Genomic DNA, 17,680 nt, shown 5'->3' with positions numbered 1-17,680 from the left:
CCGACAGGTCTGCCAGTGGCTAGGCTGAGCGCCATGGCTGAGCGGGTGCTGGTGACGCTGGACGGCGAGGTGAGGGATGCGGACGCACCCCTTCTGCACGCCGACGATTTCGGTGTTCTTCGTGGCGACGGGGTGTTCGAGACGTTGCTCGTTCGAGGCGGCCGGGCGCGTGCGCTCGAACTGCATCTCGCCCGGCTCGCGGCGTCCGCGGCCGCCGCACAGTTGCCCGAACCCGATCGCGACGACTGGCGGCTCGCCGTCGACGTGGCACTCGAACAGTGGGGCGCCGAGCAGGAGGGCGTGCTGCGCCTGGTCTACACGCGTGGTCGTGAGGGCGCCGACACGCCGACGGCCTTCCTGCTCGTGACGCCGGTGGCCGAGCGTGTCGGCATCGCACGGCGCGACGGCGTGTCCGTGGTGACCCTCGAACGGGGTTTTTCGACCGATCTGGCGCAGAAGGCGCCGTGGCAGCTCCTCGGTGCCAAGACGCTGTCGTACGCGACGAACATGGCGGCACTGCGTCACGCCGAGTCGGTCGGCGCCGACGACGTGATCTTCGTCAGTGCCGAGGGCTACGTGCTCGAGGGTCCGCGGTCGACGGTGCTCGTCGCGCGTGGCCGGACATTGCTCACTCCGCCGCCGGAGCAGGGGATCCTCCCCGGCACCACGCAGCAGGCACTGTTCGACCTGGCGGGGGAGCGGGACTTCACGGTCCGGTACGAGCCGCTGCGCCCGGCGGATCTCGTCGTCGCCGACGGTCTCTGGCTGATCTCCAGCGTGGCGCTCGCGGTGCGGGTGCACACCCTCAACGGGCACGCGCTGGTCCCGCGGGTCCAGGAGGGCGAGATCGAAGGCCTCGTCGACGAGGCGGTCGACGCCGCTTCGTGAGCGAATCGGTCGATGCAGCTTCCTGAGTGGCGGCGGGTGTGCCCTCGCGGGTGATCCGTATCCGATGTGACGTGAGTCCGATGTGTCGGGCGACACGAACCTGTCCCACTTCGCGCAATCGCTACTACATTCGGTAGTAGCAAGGCCGGAGCAGTACTACCGGCGTGTCTTCGCGAACGAGAACCGCAGCGTCGGCCCCGCTCTGGATCTCCGTATCGACCGGGCCTCACTCGGAGTGGCAATGGACGTCTTGGATCTGTCCCGGTGGCAGTTCGGGATCACGACGGTGTATCACTTCATCCTCGTGCCGTTGACGATCGGCCTCGCGCCGCTCGTCGCGATCATGCAGACGATGTGGGTGGTCACCGGCAAGGATCACTGGTACCGCCTCACGAAGTTCTTCGGGAAGATGTTCCTGATCAACTTCGCGCTCGGTGTCGCGACCGGCATCGTGCAGGAATTCCAATTCGGCATGAACTGGAGCGAGTACTCCCGCTTCGTCGGCGACGTCTTCGGCGCACCTCTCGCCCTCGAAGGTCTCGTCGCCTTCTTCATGGAGTCGACCTTCCTCGGCCTGTGGATCTTCGGCTGGACGCGCCTGCCGAAACTCGTGCACCTCGCGACCATCTGGCTCGTCGCGATCGGCGTGAACGCCTCCGCCTTCTTCATCATCGCGGCGAACTCGTTCATGCAGCATCCCGTCGGGGCCACCTACAACCCCGAGACCGGCCGCGCCGAGCTGACGAGCATCTGGGAACTGCTCACCAACAACACCGCGCTCGCAGCCTTCCCCCACGCGGTCGCCGGCGGATTCCTCACCGCCGCAACCTTCGTCGCCGGCATCGGTGGCTGGTGGATGGTCCGCAACATGCGACGCGCCGCCGAGATCCGCACCTCGGAACCCGAGGAGGCCCAGCGCCTCGAGAACGACGCCCGCAGACTGTTCCGCCCCGCGACCCGCCTCGGCCTGATGGTCATGATCATCTCGGGCATCGGGTTGTTCGTCACCGGTGACGTCCAGGCCAAGCTCATGTTCGAGCAGCAACCGATGAAGATGGCCTCGGCCGAGTCGCTGTGCCACACCGAGACCGACCCCAACTTCTCGATCCTCACGATCGGCACGCACAACGACTGCGACGGCGTGATCCACGTCCTCGACGTGCCCTACGTGCTGTCCTTCCTCGCGCAGGGCGAGTTCAGCGGCGTGACCCTCCAGGGCGTCGAGGACCTGCAGGCGCAGTACGAACAGCAATTCGGCCCCGGCAACTACAAGCCCAACCTGTTCGTCACCTACTGGTCGTTCCGCGCGATGATCGGCCTCGCCGCCGGTTCCGCGGCCCTGGCCCTGGCCGGGCTGTGGGTCACCCGCGGCGGCCGGGTGCCCGACCAGAGGTGGTTCTCGACGCTGTCGCTCGTCGCGATCCCCACGCCCTTCCTCGCCAACAGTGCGGGCTGGATCTTCACCGAGATGGGCCGGCAGCCCTGGGTGGTGCATCCGAATCCCACGGGCGTGGACATGATCCGGCTCACCGTCGACCAGGGTGTCTCCGATCATGCGGCAGGAACGGTGCTCACCTCGCTGATCGCCTTCACCCTCGTCTACGCAGCGCTCGGCGTGGTGTGGTTCTGGCTCATCCGCAAGTACGCGATGGAAGGCCCGCAGGAGCACGACGCGCAACCGCCGGGCTCCGACGACGACACCGACGACACGCAGCCGAAACAGCTGTCCTTCGCGTACTAGGAGTGGGCGGACATGGGACTTCAGGAAATCTGGTTCATTCTCATCGCAGTATTGTTCACCGGCTACTTCGTCCTCGAGGGGTTCGACTTCGGTGTGGGCATGCACTTCCCGGTGCTCGGCCGCGGTAGGACCGTCGAGGCGGACACCCGGCGCCGGGTGCTGCTCAACACGATCGGTCCGGTCTGGGACGGCAACGAGGTCTGGCTCATCACCGCGGGTGGTGCGCTGTTCGCGGCGTTCCCCGAGTGGTACGCGACCCTCTTCTCCGGCTTCTATCTCCCGCTGCTGCTGATCCTGCTCGCCCTGATCGTGCGGGTGTGCGCCATCGAGTGGCGCGGCAAGGTCGACGATCCGACCTGGCGTCGCCGCTGCGACTGGGGGATCATCTTCGGCTCGTGGGTGCCCGCCGTGCTGTGGGGTGTGGCGTTCGCGAACATCGTGCGCGGCGTGGCGATCGACGCCGACAAGCAGTACGTCGGCGGATTCTTCGACCTGCTGAACCCGTACGCCCTGCTCGGCGGTGCGACGACGGCGCTGGTCTTCGCGCTGCACGGCGCGGTGTTCATCGCGCTCAAGACCGAGGGACAGGTCCGGACGGATGCCGTGGCGATGTCGCGGAAGCTGGCCGTGCCCGCCGTCCTCGTGGCCGGTGCGTTCGTGGTGTGGACCCAACTCGCCTACGGCAAGGGCTGGACGATCGCGCTCGTCGCCGTGGCGGCGATCTCCCTGCTCGCGGTGGTCGCGCTGACCATCGTCGCGCGTGAGGGCTGGGCGTTCGTGTTCACCACCGTCGCGATCGCCGCGACCTCGGTGTTGCTGTTCGCGTCGCTGTTCCCGAACGTCATGCCGTCGACCCTCGACCCGTCCTGGTCGCTGACGATCGAGAACGCGTCGTCGAGCCCGTACACACTGAAGGTCATGACGTGGGCCGCAGCGTTCATGACCCCGGTCGTCCTCGCCTACCAGGGCTGGACGTACTGGGTGTTCCGTCAGCGTCTGTCGACCGACCACATCCCGCACTCGATCGGTCTGAAGATCGGCTCGAAGTGAGCATGACGCAGTCCGCAGCCCCCGCCCCCCCGCCCGCGCGGCGGCGGGGGCCGGTGGACCCGCGGTTGTGGCGCTACTCGGCCGCAGCCCGCGGATATTTCGTCCTGACCGTGGTCACCTCGGTGGTCGATGTCGTGATGGTCGTCGTCACCGCACTCATGATCGGACGGGTCCTCGCGGGCGTCATCACCACCGACGCCCGGTCCGTCGGCGACTGGACGACCGAACTGGCGATCCTCGCGGTGGCGATCGTCGTGCGGGTCGCGGTGACGTGGCTGCAGTCGCGGTACGCGCACCGGTCCGCGACCCGCGTGGTCGCCGAACTCGAACACGAGGTCCTCGATTCCGCGGCGAATCTGCCCCCGCGCGAACTCGACCCGCGACGCGACGAGATCGCGGTGGTTCTCACCCGCGGACTCGACGGGCTGAAGGAATATCTCACCGGCTATCTGCCGGCGCTGCTGCTGGCCGTGATCCTCACCCCGGTGACGATCGTCGTGATCGCCCTGCACGACCTCACCTCGGCGGTCATCGTCGTGATCACGCTGCCGCTCATCCCGATCTTCATGATCCTCCTCGGCCTGCTCACCAAAGGCAAGGCCGACCGCACCCTGCGCGCGATGACGACACTGTCGTCACAACTGCTCGACCTCCTCGCGGGTCTTCCCACACTGCGCGCCCTCGGTCGTGAGAAGGGGCCCGCCGATCGCGTGCGCGAACTCGGCGACGAGCATCGCGCGACTACGATGTCGGCCCTGCGCGTGGCCTTCCTGTCGGGCACGGTCCTCGAATTCCTCGCGACGCTGTCCGTAGCCCTCGTCGCCGTGAGCATCGGTATGCGCCTCGTCTACGGATCCATGCCCCTCGAAGCCGGCATCATCGCGTTGATCCTCGCGCCGGAGGCCTACCTCCCGCTGCGCACCGTCGGCAGCAAGTTCCACGCCGCCGAGGACGGGATGGCGGCGGCCGACAAGGCATTCGCCGTGCTCGACTCGGTGCCGGACGCCGCCTCCTCTCGCCGCGCCTCCTCGCGTCGCACCTCCACGGACACGATCGGCACCGACCGGGTCGCGAACTGCGAGATCGTCTTCGACGGCGTCTCCGTGCCCGGCCGCGACGGTTGCGCCCCGCACCGGCTCGACGCGATCTGCCGTCCCGGCCGGATCACCGCGTTCACCGGCGCCAACGGGGCCGGCAAGTCCACCGCCCTGCTGGCGCTGCTCGGGCTCGCCGAGCCGAGCGAGGGGACCGTCACCGTCGACGGACGTCCCGTCGCGGGCGACGAGAACTGGTGGTCGCAGATGGCGTGGCTTCCGCAGCGGCCGGTGCTGCTGCCCGGCACGCTCGCCGACAATCTGCGACTCACCGGTGTCGACCCGGAGGCCACCGAACTCGACGACGTCTGCGCCGCCACCGGCTTCGACAGCGTGCTCGCCGAACTCCCGGACGGCTGGCGGACCGTCGTGGGGGCCGGCGGCACGGGCCTGTCGCTCGGCCAACGTCAGCGACTGGCGCTCACCCGCACCCTCGCCTCCCCGCGCCCGGTCCTGCTGCTCGACGAACCCACGGCCCACCTCGACGAGGACACCGAGGCCACCGTCCTGTCCACGCTGCGCGGGCTCGCCGCGGCCGGCCGCACCGTGGTGGTCGTGGCGCATCGCCCCACCCTGCTCGCCATCGCGGACGAGGTCGTCACCGTCCACGCAGCACCGACGGAGGTGTCCCGGTGAAGGATCTGCGCCGGGCGATGGCCCTGCTCGAGCTCGAGCCGCGCCGAGTGCTGCTCGCCGTCCTCGCCGGTGTCGCGACCCTCGGCAGTGCCCTGCTGCTCGCCGGTCTCTCGGCGTGGCTGATCGTGCGGGCATGGGAGATGCCGCCCGTCCTGGACCTGACCGTCGCGGTCGTCGCGGTGCGGGCGCTGGGAATCTCCCGCGGGTTGTTCCGCTACTTCGAACGACTCGCAACGCACGAGACCGCGCTGCGCGGCACCACCTCGGCCCGCGCGAATCTCTACCGGCGACTCGCGGACGGCGACCCGGCCGCCGCCCTGGGCGTGGGACGCGGCGACCTGCTCGCGCGCACCGGTGCCGACGTCGACGCTCTCGGCGACGTCGTGGTGCGCGCACTCGTGCCCATCGCCGTCGCGGCCGTGCTCTCCCTCGCGGCGGTCGTGACCCTCACCGTCATCGCTCCCGCTGCCGGCGCGGTCCTCGCCGCGGCGCTGCTCGTTGCCGGACTGTTCGCACCGTGGCTGTCCGCCCGCGCCGCGGCCCGTGCGGACGCCGATGCGAACGCCGCACGGACCCGGTTCACCGAGGACGCGGTCACGGTGCTGGACCACGCGGCGGAACTGCGGGTCGCGGGACGGCTCGACACGCTCACCCGGCGGGCCCGCGCCGCGAACGTCGCCTCCGTCCGTGCCACCGACCGTTCCGCGGTCCCCGCGGCGTTCGCCGAGGCGGCCGCACCCCTCGCGGTCGGCGCGAGTGTGCTCGGTGCGCTCCTCGTCGGTATCGCCGTCTTCGGCTCCGGTCCGGCGGCCATGAGCCCGACGACACTCGGCATCCTCGTCCTGCTGCCGCTGTCGGCGTTCGAGGCCACCGCCGTCCTCCCGGCAGCCGCGCAGACCCTCAACCGCGCACGCCTGGCGGCCGGTCGCGTCACGGAGATGCTCGACCGCGCCGACAGGACGGTGCCGCACGGCACCGAACCGGCCGACGGACCCGGCCGGCTACGTGCGGTGGGTCTGCGAGGCGGATGGCCCGGCGGACCGTCCACTGAACCGGTCGACCTCGACCTGCGGCCGGGCTGTCGCGTCGCGATCGTGGGCGGCAGCGGCAGCGGCAAGACCACCGTGCTCATGACGCTCGCGGGCCTGCTCGCCCCACGCGGAGGCGCAGTGACGCTCGACGATGTCGACCTCGCGGACATCGATCCCGCGGCCCTGCGCCGGAAGATCGGCTTCTTCGCGGAGGACGCCCACCTGTTCGACACGTCGATCCTCGAGAACCTGCGTGTCGCGCGGGGCGACGTGGACGAGGGCGAAGCACTGGCCGCCCTCGGCACCGTGGGGCTGGGGGAGTGGGTGGACGGACTCCCGCAGGGAGTCCACACCGTCCTGGGGGCCGGAGCCCGCACGGTCTCCGGTGGGCAGCGCCGTCGCCTCCTGCTGGCCCGGGCTCTGCTGTCGCCCGCACGGATCCTGCTGCTCGACGAACCCACGGAACATCTCGACGACGAGAGCGCCGACCTGATGCAGCGACTCCTCCTGGACCGCGACGCACGCTTGGTCGGCCCCGAGCGCACCGTCGTGGTGGTCACCCACCGTCTGCCCGCGGATACCGCCGCCGACCTGGTCGTTCGCGTCGAGAAAAATGCGTTGCCCGCCTCGTGAACGAAGCGTAGTTTCGCTGGTACACGAGGAAGGAGGTGGTCTGGAAGTGATTGATATTCGGACGCGTGAGGTGGCTACCCGCTAGCTGCTCGAGACGACGGAATTCACCGACCGCGCGCGGCTGGCGAATCCCAGGTAGTCACCCGGCCCCCGAGTCCCCGGTCCGTCCGATCGGGACCGCCGACTGCGGAGCGATCCGTGCGGTGGTGCGGCTCGGGGGCTGTTCGCATTTCGGGCAAGATCGGCGTTTCGGGTGTGCAAGTTCGTCCGTTTTGGGTACACCGGTTTGGTGCCGATACTTCAAAAAGCTCACGATTCGTTAAGATTGCGCACGTCACCGGGGGTTTTCTTCTCTTCTGCGCTCATCGCGCTGCTCTTCGTCGTACTCACGATCCTGTTCACCGACGGCGTCGATTCGATCTTCAGTACCGCGTCCAACTGGATCATGACGAACCTCGGATGGTTCTACATCCTGGGCGTCACGACCTTCCTGCTCTTCCTCGTCGGAATCGCCTTCACTCATTACGGTCGGGTCCGGCTCGGCGGTGACGACGAGCGACCCGAGCACTCGACTCTGGCGTGGTTCGCCATGTTGTTCGCCGCCGGTATCGGCACGATCCTCATGTTCTGGGGTGTCGCCGAGCCGATCTCCCACTTCGCGAACCCGCCCATGCAGGACGTCGAGCCGGAGTCCGTGGAGGCCGCGGAAGAGGCCATGGGCTTCGCGCTCTACCACTTCGGACTGCACACCTGGACGATCTTCGCCCTGCCCGGCCTGGGCTTCGGTTACTTCATCTACAAGCGGCACCTGCCGCCGCGCGTCAGCTCGATCTTCGCGCCCCTGCTCGGGGGCCGCATCTACGGCCCGATCGGCAAGACCATCGACGTCGTCGCGATCATCGGCACGGTTTTCGGTGTCGCGACCTCGGTCGGCCTGGGCACCCTGCAGATCAACGCCGGTCTCGCGCAGCTGTTCGACATCCAGGAATCCGGGGTCGTCCAGATCGCCCTCATCGCGCTCGTGACGGTGATGGCCGGCATCTCGGTCGCCCTCGGTCTCGACAAGGGCATCAAACGCCTGTCGAACATCAACATCGGCATGGCCGTCATGCTGCTGGTCTTCGTGGTCGTCACCGGACCGAGTCTGTTCCTGCTCAAGGGCATGATCGAGTCTGCCGGGATCTACGCCGAGGCCCTGCCGCGTCTGGCGTTCTGGAACGACACCTTCGCCGACTCGGGCTGGCAGAACACTTGGACCGTCTTCTACTGGGCGTGGACCATCACCTGGTCGCCCTTCGTCGGTATCTTCATCGCTCGCATCTCGCGAGGCCGCACCATCCGCGAGTTCGTCGGCGGTGTCCTCGGTCTGCCCGTGCTGTTCTCGGTGATCTGGTTCAGCATCTTCGGGATGGGCTCGTTCCACATCGAGCTCGAGGGCGAGGGTGGACTCGTCGAACGTGTCGTGGACGCCGGCGACATCCCGGGTGCCTTGTTCGAGTTCCTCGGCAACTTCCCGCTCACCGGCCTGGTGTCCGGCATCGCGATCATCCTGGTGGTGATCTTCTTCGTCACCTCGGTGGACTCGACGTCGATGGTGCTCGACATGATGGCCTCCGGGCACGAGGAGAAGGCGCCCATCCACCAGCGCCTGTTCTGGGCGGTGCTCATGGGCCTGGTCGCAGCGACCATGCTCGTCGCTACCGGTAAGGACGGGCTCGACGCCCTGCAACAGGTCATCACCGTGGTGGGCCTGCCGTTCTTCGTGATGGGCTTCATCATGATGTACAGCCTGGTACGCGGCATCCGCGAGGACCTGGGCGAGCGGCCGGAACCGGTCACCCGCCAGTGGCCCGAGGTGCGATCGGCCGAGGAACTCGAGGCGGCCGAGGAACTGCCCGCTCCCGAGGTCGTCGTCCAGACCAGGGCCATCCCCGACGAGAACGAGAACGAGAACGCCGCCGAGGATGCCGAAGACGTCGGCGTCCACCGGGTCCATGCCGGCGAACCCGATGCGCTCCGTGCACGAGGCGACGGTGAGCATGCCGACAAGAAGAGCACCACCGGCACGACGGTCGTCGAGGAGAACTGAGAAAAACGGTCCGGGTCTGTTCCTCCACAGGGGAACAGACACGGACCGTTCGAATCTCGGAAGAAAGAGGCTCGGTCAGCCGATGTGGCGTGACAGACGGGCAGACATCCGGGGCTTCAGTTCGCCGTCGGCGGTGACGCGCTCCTCGACGTAGGCGAGGTCGCCGCCGTCGACGATGCCGTAGAGGCGCTTGGCGCCACCGACGACCTCACCGGACTTGGTGCGGATCACGACGTCGGTCGCGAGCTCCCACGAGGACTGGGTGAGTGCGGTGCCGTAGTACAGCTCGACGACGCCGGAGCTGTGCGTCAGCAGCAGTTCGAGCGTCTCGGGATCGTCGCTGTCGGGCGCGCCCGTTCCGGACACGCGCCAGAAGCCGCTCTCGCGCCGATCCTCGCCCACGTATTCACCCGAGTCGTCGAGACGCCACGTGCGCGACTCCCACACCAGATACGCGCCGCCGTTGTGCGCGACGGTGATCTGCTGACCGAACGGATAGTCGCCGGTCTCGGGATCGTTGGCCTCACCCTCGCCGCGCCACACACCGACCAAGGGAAGGACGGCGAGCAGGGCAGGACTCAGGTCGGGGCCGAGCCGCAGGTTCGCGGTGTCCTCGGCGCCCGGCAGCCCGGCCAGGACGGGAAGGTTCAGCTCGGCGGTGACGCGAGCGCGCTCGGCGGCCCGGGCTATCGCCTCGTCGCCGCTACGCCGCTGGGCGTCCGATCCGTCGTTCGTCACGATCCGTCGGAGACCACGCGGTAGATGGTGTACAGCGCGAACCAGGTGATGAGGAGCGCCGCGGCGACCAGCAGAATTTCGAAGAAGATGACCACGCGGTCATTCTAGACAACGTCTTTTCGGGTACGACGAAGGGCTCCGCTCCTGATGGAGCAGAGCCCTTCGACGAGGTGTTCCGGCCGGATTACTTCGCGACCGTCACGTCCACGTTGTGCACGCCGGGAGCGGTGGGGTTCACGGTGGAGGTGCCGTTGCCGGAGCTCGACAGGGCGCGGATCTTCCAGTCGCCGGGGGCGGCGAAGAAACGGAAGTCGCCGGTCGCGGAGGCGACGACCTCGGCGGTGAACTCGTCGGTGCCGTCGAGCAGGCGCACGAAGGCACCGCCCACGGGCTCACCGTCGGCGTTCAGGACACGGCCGGTGATGACCGTCTCCTTCTCGGTGTCGACGCCGGCGGGCAGGGTCTGGGTCTGGACAGGGGCTCCGCACATGATCAGTTGACCTCCAGTTCGATGGGTGCACCGACGAGCGAGCCGTACTCGACCCAGCTGCCGTCGTAGTTCTTGACGTTCTTCTTGCCGAGGATCTCCTGGAGCACGAACCAGGTGTGGCTCGAGCGCTCACCGATACGGCAGTAGGCGATGGTCTCCTTGCTGTCGTCGAAGCCCTTCTCGGCGTACAGCTTCTCGAGGTCCTCGTCCGACTTGAAGGTGCCGTCCTCGTTGGCGGTGGTGCTCCACGGGATGTTGATGGCACCGGGGACGTGGCCGCGCTGCTGCGCCTGCTCCTGCGGCAGGTGCGCCGGGGCGAGGATCTTGCCGGAGAACTCGTCGGGCGAACGCACGTCGACGATGTTCTTGGTGCCGATCGATTCGATGACCTCGTCGCGGAAGGCGCGGATGGAGTAGTCGGGCTCGGCGGCCTTGTACTCGGTGGCCGGACGGGTGACCTCGTCCTTCGACAGCGGACGGCCGTCGAGCTCCCACTTCTTGCGGCCGCCGTCGATGAGCTTGACGTCCTGGTGGCCGTAGAGCTTGAAGTACCAGTAGGCGTAGGCGGCGAACCAGTTGTTGTTGCCGCCGTAGAGCACGACCGTGTCGTCGTTGGCGATGCCCTTGCGCGAGAGGAGCTCGGAGAACTGCTCACGGTTCAGGAAGTCGCGACGGACGGCGTCCTGCAGGTCCTTGCGCCAGTCGAGCTTGACGGCACCTTCGACGTGGCCGCCGTCGTAGGCGGAGGTGTCCTCGTCGACCTCGACGAAGACGGTCTTCGGCGCAGTGAGGTTCTGCTCTGCCCAGTCGGCGGAGACCAGGACGTCGGAGCGAGCCATGGGTGTTCCTTTCGGTGAGGGAATCCGGGAGGTTTCCGTGACCGGAACCCGTGCGAGGGTCCGTGCCAGGGTGAGGTGTGGGATGTCGAGTTCGGTGACCGCCGGTCAGGCGGGCACGCGACGCATTCGAGCGACCAGCGGGTGGATCCGGCAGCCGAGACACACGCCGAAGGCGGCGTTGAGCAGCGCCGCGAACAGCGCGAAGCCTGCGGCCACCGAGCCCACGACGATCGCGCCGGCGAAGAACGCGACCGTTCCGACGAGGGCGAAGACGAATCCGACGAGCTGCGCGAACCGCAGCGGCTCCACCGGCTCGGTCTCGATCGGAGCACCGAGGCGGGGAGCGACGAGCCTCGCGAACAGCGCACCGTACGGGCTGCGTCGCGGGCCGAGTGCCGCTCCGAGAGCGAACACGATCGTCTGCAGGGCCAGGATCACGGCCGCTGCGACGGGAGAGAAGGTGGCGACGACCAGGGCGAGGACGAGGACGCCGGTGGTGATCCACGCCGCGAAACGCGGGCCACGGACGTCGACCTGCCGACCGGACGTGCGGGGAGTGGATACGGACATGGGGAATCTCCTGCTGGATTCTGATTCGCTGGGCGGAGGGTATTCATACGACCGCGGGGCGACGCATCGGTTCGGCGGCATCGGTGCCGCAAGGATCGGGGCCAGCCCGTCGATGCGTTCAGCAGGGACAACAACAGCCACCGAGGCGGCACAGATCGACTGCGCGGCGTCGGGTGAGCATCAGCTCGTGGCGGTTCTGCACGCGAGGGAGTTTAACGCACGTCCCCTCGGGGGTGGACCCCCGGGATCACAACGACGACAGGGCTGTGCGCAGGTCGTCGACGGACGGAACGCCGGACGCGCGGAACCGTTCGCGCCCCTCGCCGTCGAAGACGAAGGTAGTGGGCAGCGACAGCACCCCGAGTTTCCGTGCCAGGACCGGATTTTCGTCGAGATCCAGCTCGACCTCGCGTGCCCGACCGGGATCGCGGTCGAGAACCTGCACGACGACCCGTCGCACGGCCGCGCACGGTCCGCACCACGGCGCGGAGAAATGCAGGACCACCGGTACGCCGTCACCGACACCCGCTGTGGCCAGCGCGGGATGGAGTTCGTGGGTGCCCGCCGAGGCGCCGGCGCCGGTGGTGCGGAGCTTGCCGGAACGGGTGCGCAGGGCCGTTCCCACCGCCAGTGTGGCGACTATCACGGCCACGAGGACGATCACTGCGATCATGCGGGCGTCTGCACTTCCTGCAGATCGATGACGACGTCGCGGGCCTCGCCCTCGATGACGATCCGGGAGCCCCGCGCCTCGACGAAGGTGGGCCGCACGCCGAACGGCAGATTCTGCGGCTCGATCGTCGTCGTGAACAGTCCGAGCACCGCCGGCTTCAGGACGTCGGGAACCGAGAAGTCGGCGCGTCCCTCGGGGCCGAAGTAGAGATCCGACGCGACGATGTGGACGCGGTCGCCGTCGAGCACCAGATCGGCCTGGACACTCACCGTCGCCTCCACCGGTCCGACCGGCACCGTCCCCGTGAGGACGACCCCGCCGGCGGTCGTCGGACCGGACCCGCCGGATCCGCCCGTCCCGTCGGACTTGCTCGCCGGGGGAGCCGAAACCTGCAGGTCGGGGATGCCGTAGAGCTGTCCGAGCTCGGTGGCGTCGAGCATGACGCGGCCGTACAGCAGGTCGACGGGCACCGACCGGATCGACCCGTCGAGCAGCTCACCGGCCTCGGCGTGCGCACCGATCAGATTGGCCTCGACCGTGATGTCCCCGAGCAGATCGGTGTGGACGTTGTCGGCCACGATCTCGACGTTCTCGTAGTGACCGTCGCGGGCCTGGAGGAGGAAGGGGAAGCCGTGGATGGTCACCGCCGGATCGGATTCGAGAACGCCACCCTCCCGCAGCGCACGCGAGACGCGGTATTCCGACCACGCCGCCGCGCCGAAGTCGGCGAGGACTGCGAGTCCGAGCAGGACTACGAGACCGAAGATCAGTTTGCGCACGCCCACCATTGTGTCGGACGCGCCGTCGGTCGGGCCGCGCCCGTCCGCTCCGAGGCCGTCCACGGAATTCTCGTGCTTACATAGCGGTAACAATCGGGGCGTTAGTCTGTTGCACGACGTTTACGACCCCTATCCGCGCTGGTCGCGCGAAGAACTGGAGGCCCGGTGGAGCTGCTCCTTCTGACCTCCGACCCGAATCCGGATGCGGTCCTGCCGTCCTTGGCGCTGCTCCCGCATTCGGTCAGGCCGGCTCCTACAGAAGTTTCGTCGCTGCTCGAGGCGGGTTCGGCGGATATCGCCATCGTCGATGCCCGCTCCGATCTCGCGGCCGCGCGAGGACTGTGCCGACTGCTCGGCAGCACCGGGTCGGCATTGCCCGTCGTCGCCGTGCTCACCGAAGGCGGACTCGTGGCCGTCAACCCCGAATGGGGACTCGACGACATCCTGCTGTCCAGCACCGGACCGGCCGAGCTCGACGCGCGCCTGCGCCTGCTCATGGGCCGCTCGGGTGTCGCGGTGGGACCGGAGAACACCGGCAAGATCACTCTCGGGGATCTCACGATCGACGAGGGCACCTACACCGCCCGCCTGCGCGGACGTCCCCTCGACCTCACCTACAAGGAGTTCGAACTCCTCAAGTACCTCGCCCAGCACGCGGGTCGGGTGTTCACCCGCGCCCAGCTGCTGCAGGAGGTCTGGGGTTACGACTTCTTCGGTGGTACCCGCACCGTCGACGTCCACGTCCGACGTCTGCGAGCGAAACTCGGCCCCGAGCACGAAGCGCTGATCGGAACGGTCCGCAACGTCGGCTACAAGGCGGTGCGTCCCTCCAACCGCGTGGGCAAGGGTGGCAATGCCACTCCCGATGTCGACGACGACGATGTGGACGACACGCTTCTCGACGACCCCCGTGCGGAGGAATCCGGCGCGGGTGACTCGGGCGCAGGGGAGTCCGGGGCACAATTCGTTCCGTGAGCACCGATACGGAATTCGTCGACCACCCGTCCACCGACCACGCCGAAGCCGTACGCGCCGTGGTGTCGCGGGCGACGGAGACCGACGGCACCGCGCCGATCTCCGAACAGGCGGTGCACTCCCTCGGACGGGAGGGCGCGGCCCGGCATCTCGTCGCGTTCGGAGAGGACGGTGAGGTCGCGGGCTACGCGAACGTCGTGCCTGCCCAGGACGGTCATCCGGCGATGGCAGAGGTGGTCGTCGACCCGCCGCAGCGCGGGCACGGACTCGGCCGCGAACTCGTCGAGCGTGCACTCACCGAGGGCGGCGACGGCACCCGCGTGTGGGCACACGGCGACCTGCCCGCCGCGCAGGCGGTGGCGCGCCGTCTCGGTCTGACCGGTGTCCGCGAACTCCTGCAGTTGCGTCGATCCCTCGAGCAGGACGATCTTCCCGCCCTCGAGGTGCCCGACTCGGTGCTGCTGCGCACCTACGGCGGCCCGCAGGACGACGCCGAACTGCTCCGCGTCAACGCGGCGGCCTTCGAGTGGCATCCCGAGCAGGGGCGTTGGACGGCCGCCGACGTGGAGGAACGCCGACGCGAGTCGTGGTTCGATCCCGAAGGCCTGTTCCTCGCGTTCGATCCCGCCGAGCCCGACAAGCTGCTCGGATTCCACTGGACCAAGGTGCACCCGGCCACGGCGTCCGACCCGCAGCTCGGCGAGGTCTACGTCGTGGGTATCGACTCGTCCGCGCAGGGCAGAGGGCTCGGTCGCCTGCTCACCCTCGCGGGTCTGCACTATCTGCGCGATCGGGGTCTGCCCGGTGTCCTGCTCTACGTCGAGGGCGACAACACCGCGGCGTTGAACACCTACGGCAAACTCGGCTTCGAGCGGTTCCACGTGGACGTCGCCTACGCCCGGGCGTGACCCTCTCCGATCGGGTGGACGAACGGCGTGAAGGGTGGACTCTGCCACCCGACACGCCGATCGCGGTCAGGATTCGAGTGATGGTCGCAACACCATCGCCAGGTGTATCCGGCGTGTTCATCCGGCGTTAACCTTCGGTAGTCCGAGTGTCCACCGTCTCCTCCTAACTTCACTAGCGGGTCGAGTGCCGCAGACCCGGCGCCGGCGTCGCCCGCGCCTCGATGCCGCCGCCGCTCGGCGCCGCGGTCGTGTGAAGTTACTTCCGGAGGAGAACAGGTGAACCTCAAGCGCAATGGCGCCCTGCTCGGTGTTGTGGCCGCTGGAGCCCTCACGCTCGCCGCGTGCGGTACCGACAACAATGCCGGGTCGGTCGACGTCGATGCGTCCGCGTCCGCTGCAGCCTGCGACGGCAAGTCCAACCTCTCGGGTGCCGGCTCGTCGGCCCAGAAGAACGCGATGGACCAGTTCGTCTCCACCTACATCGCGGTGTGCTCCGAGAAGGGCACGAACGTCAACGTCGCGTACAACCCCACCGGTTCCGGTGACGGCCGCACGCAGTTCATCGCGAACCAGATCGATTTCGCCGGCTCGGACTCGGCCATCAAGGACGAGCAGGCGGCACAGGCCGCCGAGCGTTGCGCCGGCAATCCCGCATGGAACCTGCCGCTGGTCTTCGGCCCGGTCGCACTGGCCTACAACGTCGAGGGTGTCGACGAGCTCGTGCTGAACGCCGAGACGGCCGCGAAGATCTTCAACGGCTCGATCACCACGTGGAACGATCCGGCCATCGCCGCTCTCAACGAGGGCGCTGAGCTGCCCGACGCGAACATCACCCCGATCGTGCGCTCGGACTCGTCGGGCACCACCGACAACTTCCAGCAGTACCTCGAGACCGCGTCGAACGGCGCATGGACCTCCGGTGCCGGTTCGGACTTCACCGGCGGTGTCGGTGAGGGCGCGAAGGGTTCTGCGGGTGTCGCGCAGGCCGTCTCCGGCTCGCCGAACTCCATCACCTACGTCGAGAAGTCCTTCGCCGACCAGAACGGTTTGAGCATCGCGCAGATCGACAACGGCTCCGGACCCGTCGAACTGACCGAGGAGACCGCCGGCAAGGCCATCGAGGGCGCCGAGTTCGTCCCGGCCTCCGAGGGCGACCTCACGCTCGACCTGTCGTCGATCTTCGGCAGCTCCGAAGAGGGTGCCTACCCGCTGGTGCTGGCCACCTACGAGATCGTGTGCTCGGCCGGCTACGACGCCGACACCGCCGCGGCCGTCAAGTCGTTCCTGATCTCCGCCGCCAACGAGGGCCAGGAAGGCCTGTCCGAGCAGGGCTACGTCCCGCTGCCCGACGCCTTCAAGACCCGCCTCACCGAGTCGATCGACGCCATCGCCGCCGGATGACCCGCCGATCCCTCGGTCCGGTGAGTAACCGAGGGATCATCGACCCGCCCGTTCCTGAGGAATACGCTGAGAAGGATTGCGAGCGCACATGAGTGACGCGCACAACACGTCGGTCTCTATCGCGACCGACGAACCGACCCGCTCAGGAACGGGCGGTGCAACCGGCATCACGGAGGACACGATCAGCACCCCACCCCCATCCCCGGACAGGGCACGCAAGACAGTCGTGCGGCCGGGAGACAGAATCTTCGGCTCGCTCGCCTCCGGCTCCGCCGTCCTGATCTCCGTGATCATCGGCGCGATCGCAGTCTTCCTCGTCTGGCGTGCCGTCCCGGCGCTGCAGCGCAACCAGGTCAACTTCCTCACCAGCCGTGACTGGATCACGCAGGACATCACCGACATGGCGTTCGGTGTCCTCGACCTGTTCCAGGTGACGGTGCTCGTCTCCTTCTTCGCGCTGTTCCTCGCCATGCCGGTCGCGCTGGGCATCGCGATCTTCCTCACCTCGTACTGCCCCGACCGGCTCCGGAAACCGCTGGCGTATGTCATCGACCTGCTCGCCGCGGTCCCGTCGATCGTCTACGGCCTGTGGGGCATGCTCGTCCTCGCCCCGTTCCTGCGCCCCGTCGCGGAATGGCTCAACACCACCCTCGCCTGGTTCCCGCTCTTCGCCACCGGCAGCGGGTCCATCGTGGGCGGCGGAACGATCTTCACCGCCGGCATCGTCCTCGCCGTGATGATCCTGCCGACCATCGCCGCGGTGAGCCGCGAGGTGTTCGTGCAGACCCCGACGGCCCACATCGAGGGCGCGCTCGCACTCGGCGCGACCCGCTGGGAGGTCGTGCGGACCACCGTCATCCCGTTCGGCAAGTCCGGCTACATCAGCGGTTCGATGCTCGGTCTCGGCCGCGCGCTCGGCGAGACGATGGCGCTGTACCTCATCCTGCGCACCACCTCGCAGGCGTTCTCCTGGTCGCTGTTCGACGGCGGCGCGACCATCGCGTCCAAGATTGCGCTGGGATACGCCGAATTCAACAACGACATCCAGGCGGGCGCCTACATCGCCGCCGGTCTCGTGCTCTTCGTGCTCACCTTCGTGGTCAACGCCGCCGCGCGCATGATCGTCGCAGGAAAGAAGGACTGAT

At 68.2% G+C, this 17,680-nt stretch carries 17 protein-coding genes; 10 read left to right on the top strand and 7 right to left on the bottom strand.

Annotated features, from left to right (window positions below):
* Positions 1 to 33: 33 nt before the first annotated feature.
* The 6 genes from A5767_RS17480 to A5767_RS17455 all read left to right on the top strand — a co-directional run bounded on the left by A5767_RS17480 (position 34) and on the right by A5767_RS17455 (position 9,162).
* Positions 34 to 888, top strand: a complete 855-nt coding sequence (locus A5767_RS17480; RefSeq protein ID WP_006551809.1) for an aminodeoxychorismate lyase — start codon at positions 34 to 36, stop codon at positions 886 to 888.
* 241 nt (positions 889 to 1,129) lie between these two features.
* Positions 1,130 to 2,629 (top strand): cytochrome ubiquinol oxidase subunit I, encoded by a 1,500-nt coding sequence (locus A5767_RS17475; protein ID WP_039587673.1) that lies wholly within the window; start codon positions 1,130 to 1,132, stop codon positions 2,627 to 2,629.
* A 12-nt stretch (positions 2,630 to 2,641) separates the two neighbouring features.
* A complete protein-coding gene (gene cydB, locus A5767_RS17470) occupies positions 2,642 to 3,679 on the top strand; it encodes a cytochrome d ubiquinol oxidase subunit II (RefSeq protein WP_006551807.1) in 1,038 nt (345 codons plus the stop codon).
* Positions 3,680 to 3,681: 2 nt separating this feature from the next.
* On the top strand, positions 3,682 to 5,409 hold the full coding sequence (gene cydD, locus A5767_RS17465) for a thiol reductant ABC exporter subunit CydD (protein WP_064852796.1): 1,728 nt from the start codon (positions 3,682 to 3,684) through the stop codon (positions 5,407 to 5,409).
* Positions 5,410 to 5,426: 17 nt separating this feature from the next.
* Positions 5,427 to 7,073 carry a thiol reductant ABC exporter subunit CydC gene (gene cydC / locus A5767_RS17460; protein ID WP_197483272.1) on the top strand — a complete coding sequence of 549 codons (1,647 nt, stop codon included), beginning with the start codon at positions 5,427 to 5,429 and terminating at the stop codon, positions 7,071 to 7,073.
* 295 nt (positions 7,074 to 7,368) lie between these two features.
* Complete coding sequence (locus A5767_RS17455; protein ID WP_370684060.1) at positions 7,369 to 9,162, top strand: BCCT family transporter; 1,794 nt, start codon at positions 7,369 to 7,371, stop codon at positions 9,160 to 9,162.
* A gap of 75 nt (positions 9,163 to 9,237) precedes the next feature.
* Here the strand turns inward: A5767_RS17455 and A5767_RS17450 are convergent, their stop codons facing one another.
* The 7 genes from A5767_RS17450 to A5767_RS17425 form a co-directional block, all read right to left on the bottom strand.
* Positions 9,238 to 9,900, bottom strand: a complete 663-nt coding sequence (locus A5767_RS17450) for an FABP family protein (RefSeq protein WP_059384261.1) — start codon at positions 9,898 to 9,900, stop codon at positions 9,238 to 9,240.
* Between the two features lie 184 nt (positions 9,901 to 10,084).
* Positions 10,085 to 10,390 carry a DUF1416 domain-containing protein gene (locus A5767_RS17445; protein WP_064852794.1) on the bottom strand — a complete coding sequence of 102 codons (306 nt, stop codon included), beginning with the start codon at positions 10,388 to 10,390 and terminating at the stop codon, positions 10,085 to 10,087.
* A 2-nt stretch (positions 10,391 to 10,392) separates the two neighbouring features.
* Positions 10,393 to 11,229, bottom strand: coding sequence for a sulfurtransferase (locus tag A5767_RS17440; RefSeq protein ID WP_064852793.1), 837 nt, complete (start codon positions 11,227 to 11,229; stop codon positions 10,393 to 10,395).
* A 105-nt stretch (positions 11,230 to 11,334) separates the two neighbouring features.
* Positions 11,335 to 11,799: a DUF4395 domain-containing protein gene (locus A5767_RS17435; RefSeq protein ID WP_064852792.1), complete on the bottom strand. Its 465-nt coding sequence runs from the start codon at positions 11,797 to 11,799 to the stop codon at positions 11,335 to 11,337.
* Positions 11,800 to 11,917: 118 nt separating this feature from the next.
* The gene (locus A5767_RS24200) at positions 11,918 to 12,001 is read right to left on the bottom strand and encodes a putative leader peptide (RefSeq protein WP_363887211.1); all 84 of its coding nucleotides are present in this window, start codon (positions 11,999 to 12,001) and stop codon (positions 11,918 to 11,920) included.
* 45 nt (positions 12,002 to 12,046) lie between these two features.
* Entirely contained in the window at positions 12,047 to 12,472 is a 426-nt protein-coding gene (locus A5767_RS17430; protein WP_006551798.1) for a thioredoxin family protein, read from the bottom strand.
* The gene (locus A5767_RS17425; protein WP_024103018.1) at positions 12,469 to 13,251 is read right to left on the bottom strand and encodes an LmeA family phospholipid-binding protein; all 783 of its coding nucleotides are present in this window, start codon (positions 13,249 to 13,251) and stop codon (positions 12,469 to 12,471) included. Before A5767_RS17425 ends, A5767_RS17430 begins: the two co-directional genes overlap by 4 nt.
* A 165-nt stretch (positions 13,252 to 13,416) precedes the next feature.
* Here A5767_RS17425 and A5767_RS17420 point away from each other — a divergent pair, with 165 nt between their 5' ends.
* From A5767_RS17420 to pstC, 4 genes are all read left to right on the top strand, one after another.
* Positions 13,417 to 14,226, top strand: a complete 810-nt coding sequence (locus A5767_RS17420) for a winged helix-turn-helix transcriptional regulator (RefSeq protein ID WP_064852791.1) — start codon at positions 13,417 to 13,419, stop codon at positions 14,224 to 14,226.
* Positions 14,223 to 15,134 (top strand): mycothiol synthase, encoded by a 912-nt coding sequence (gene mshD, locus A5767_RS17415; protein ID WP_064852790.1) that lies wholly within the window; start codon positions 14,223 to 14,225, stop codon positions 15,132 to 15,134. The genes A5767_RS17420 and mshD overlap by 4 nt, the downstream gene beginning before the upstream one ends.
* Before the next feature lie 276 nt (positions 15,135 to 15,410).
* On the top strand, positions 15,411 to 16,535 hold the full coding sequence (gene pstS / locus A5767_RS17410; RefSeq protein ID WP_006551794.1) for a phosphate ABC transporter substrate-binding protein PstS: 1,125 nt from the start codon (positions 15,411 to 15,413) through the stop codon (positions 16,533 to 16,535).
* A gap of 88 nt (positions 16,536 to 16,623) precedes the next feature.
* Positions 16,624 to 17,679: a phosphate ABC transporter permease subunit PstC gene (gene pstC, locus A5767_RS17405; protein WP_006551793.1), complete on the top strand. Its 1,056-nt coding sequence runs from the start codon at positions 16,624 to 16,626 to the stop codon at positions 17,677 to 17,679.
* The last annotated feature ends 1 nt before the right edge of the window (position 17,680 follow it).

The sequence above is a fragment of the Rhodococcus sp. 852002-51564_SCH6189132-a genome (assembly GCF_001665495.1).
GTDB classification, from domain to species: Bacteria; Actinomycetota; Actinomycetes; order Mycobacteriales; family Mycobacteriaceae; genus Rhodococcus; species Rhodococcus pyridinivorans.
The sequence above is the reverse complement of the archived record's forward strand: the minus strand, read 5'-3'. Positions and strand labels throughout refer to the sequence as shown.